This window comes from Curtobacterium flaccumfaciens (genome assembly GCF_051548005.1).
Lineage (GTDB): Bacteria > Actinomycetota > Actinomycetes > Actinomycetales > Microbacteriaceae > Curtobacterium.
The window spans coordinates 1-2,933 of record NZ_JBPUGH010000234.1; the positions used below are offsets into that span (position 1 = coordinate 1).

At 69.1% G+C, this 2,933-nt stretch carries 2 protein-coding genes; one reads left to right on the plus strand and one right to left on the minus strand.

From position 1 onward, the window contains the following. Window positions 1-48: 48 nt before the first annotated feature. Complete coding sequence (locus tag ACSW7Y_RS16805) at window positions 49-273, minus strand: DUF7455 domain-containing protein (RefSeq protein ID WP_058725269.1); 225 nt, start codon at window positions 271-273, stop codon at window positions 49-51. 157 nt (window positions 274-430) lie between these two features. On the opposite strand from ACSW7Y_RS16805, the gene ACSW7Y_RS16810 reads away from it, so the two are divergent. Next, window positions 431-2,581 (plus strand): DNA gyrase/topoisomerase IV subunit B, encoded by a 2,151-nt coding sequence (locus ACSW7Y_RS16810; protein ID WP_438127370.1) that lies wholly within the window; start codon window positions 431-433, stop codon window positions 2,579-2,581. Window positions 2,582-2,933 lie beyond the last annotated feature (352 nt).

A 2,933-nucleotide genomic window follows, 5' to 3' on the forward strand; every position in this document is an offset into this window, starting at 1 on the left:
AGCTGGCACCGCGCCTCCCGTCCGTTGCGTCCGACGGCTGTCGTGACGCTACTTCGACTCGTAGAGTCGGCTGCTCTCGTCGTGCCACTCGATGGCGGTCGCCGCGAGCTTGTCCTTGAACTCCGCGCCGTGGTGCGCGCAGAACAGGAGTTCGCCGCTGGCCATGGTCGCTCGGATGTAGGCCTGCGCTCCGCAGCTGTCGCAGCGGTCAGCAGCGGTGAGCTGGTTGCTGCCGAATTCGTCGATGGAGAGGTCCTGCACGGTCTGGGTCATTGCTGTGCTCCTCACGGATCGCAGGGCGGGTGCCGGGTTTCCACCCAACGGGTGCCGGTTGGTGACCATTTCAACACGTGCTGCCTGGATGTACGGCATCTTCGGGGCACGTTTCGCTCAGCGCGGACCCGAGGCCCCCAGACCGAGTGTCAGGGCGATGGAGGTCGGTGGTGCTCAGTACCATCGGAAGGTGAGCTCCGACTACTCTGCACGCCATCTCTCCGTCCTCGAGGGGCTCGAGGCGGTCCGCAAGCGTCCGGGCATGTACATCGGTTCGACGGACTCCCGCGGCCTCATGCACTGCCTGTGGGAGATCATCGACAACTCCGTCGACGAAGCCCTCGCCGGGCACGGTGACGAGATCGGCGTGGTGCTGCACCCGGACGGGTCGGTCGAGGTCCGTGACACAGCGCGTGGCATCCCGGTCGACGTCGAACCGAAGACCGGCCTGACCGGGGTCGAGGTCGTGTTCACGAAGCTGCACGCCGGCGGGAAGTTCGGCAGCGGGTCCTACGCGGCGTCCGGTGGGCTCCACGGCGTCGGGGCCTCGGTCGTGAACGCGCTGTCCGAGCGGCTCGACGTCGAGGTCGACCGCGGTGGCAAGACCTACGCGATGTCGTTCCACCGCGGCGAGCCCGGGACGTTCTCCGGCGACGGTCCCGATGCGCCCTTCACGCCGTTCACGTCCGGCAGCGAGCTCCGCGTCGTCGGCAAGGTGAAGAAGGGCGTCACCGGGTCGCGCATCCGGTACTGGGCCGACCGGCAGATCTTCACGTCCGACGCGCGGTTCAGCACGCAGGACCTCGTGAACCGCGCGCGGCAGACGGCCTTCCTCGTGCCGGGGCTGGGGCTCACGATCACCGATGCCCGCCCGTCGTCGATCGAGGCCGCGGCGTTGCGTGCCGCGGCCACCGGTGCTCCGGTCGAGAGCGGCCCCGTCGTCGAGCGCTTCCGGTACGAGGGCGGCATCAGCGAGTTCGTCGAGCACCTCGCCGTCGACTCCGCGGTGACCGACGTCTGGCGGATCCAGGGCACCGGCACCTTCACCGAGACCGTGCCGATGCTCGACGACAAGGGGCACATGGTGTCGACGTCGGTCTCGCGCGAGTGCGAGGTCGACCTCGCCCTGCGGTGGGGCAGCGGCTACGAGACGGTGTTCCGGAGCTTCGTCAACATCATCGCGACGCCGAAGGGCGGGACGCACCAGACCGGCTTCGAGTCGGGTGTGGTGAAGGCCGTCCGTGCGCAGGTCGAGGCGAACGCCCGCAAGCTCAAGGTCGGGCAGGACAAGCTCGAGAAGGACGACGTCCTCGCGGGGCTCACGGCCGTGCTCACCGTGCGCCTGCCCGAGCCGCAGTTCGAGGGGCAGACCAAGGAGGTCCTCGGCACGCCGGCGGTCCGGAAGATCGTCGACCAGGTCGTGTCGCAGCGGCTCACCGAGATCCTGACCTCGACACAGCGGACCGAGAAGGCCCAGGCCGCGACCCTGCTCGAGAAGGTCGTCGCGGAGATGAAGACGCGCATCTCCGCGCGGGCGCACAAGGAGACCCAGCGGCGGAAGAACGCGCTCGAGAACTCCTCCCTGCCGACGAAGCTCGCCGACTGCCGCAAGCAGGACGCCGAGGGCACCGAGCTCTTCATCGTCGAGGGCGATTCCGCGCTCGGCACCGCCAAGCTCGCGCGGAACAGCGAGTACCAGGCGCTGCTGCCGATCCGGGGCAAGATCCTCAACGTGCAGAAGGCCTCCGTCTCGGACATGCTCTCGAACACCGAGTGCGCGTCGATCATCCAGGTGATCGGCGCCGGCTCGGGGCGCACGTTCGAGATCGACCAGGCCCGGTACGGCAAGATCATCATCATGTCCGACGCCGACGTCGACGGCGCCCACATCCGGACGCTCCTGCTCACGCTTTTCTTCCGGTACATGCGTCCGATGATCGAGCAGGGCCGGGTCTTCGCCGCCGTGCCGCCGCTGCACCGGGTCGTCGTGGTGAACCGTGGCAAGCCGAACGACACGCTCTACACCTACTCCGAGGCCGAGCTGCAAGCGGTGCTGAAGAAGCTCGAGAAGCAGGGCAAGAAGTACCAGGAGCCGATCCAGCGGTACAAGGGCCTGGGGGAGATGGACGCCGACCAGCTCGCCGAGACCACGATGGACCGCACGCACCGGACGCTCCGTCGGGTGAACGTGCCCGATGCCGAGAACGCTGCGAAGGTGTTCGAGCTGCTGATGGGGAACGACGTCGCGCCGCGCAAGGAGTTCATCCTCGCGGGCGAGGGGCTCGACCGCGACCGCATCGACGCGTAGCGCGCGCCGCCGCGCCGCCGCGGAGGCGGATGCGGGCGTCCGCGCCCGGGCACACGTCTCGTGAGGGGCGACACGTGTCGTGCTCCTGCGCACGTGACGTGTCGCTGATCGCGAGTCTGGGCTCGGCGGACAGTTTGGCGGGCGGAACGGCGCGAAGGTGTCCGCGGAGCCGAGTCTCGGCCGGGGCGGGCCCGACCGGGTACGAGTCTCGTGGCGGGCGACACGTATCGTGCAGCTGCGCACGAGACGTGTCGCTGATCGCGAGTCTCGGCTCGGCGGACAGTTTCGCGGGCGGAGCGGCGCGAACGTGTCCGCCGGGCCGAGTCTCGGCCGGGGCGGGCCAGACCGGGCA

What these genes read in the sequence shown, in the direction of transcription:
- ACSW7Y_RS16805 (WP_058725269.1), bottom strand. Translation starts at nt 273, where the DNA reads ATGACCCAGACCGTGCAGGACCTCTCCATCGACGAATTCGGCAGCAAC.
- ACSW7Y_RS16810 (WP_438127370.1), top strand. Translation starts at nt 431, where the DNA reads ATGGAGGTCGGTGGTGCTCAGTACCATCGGAAGGTGAGCTCCGACTAC.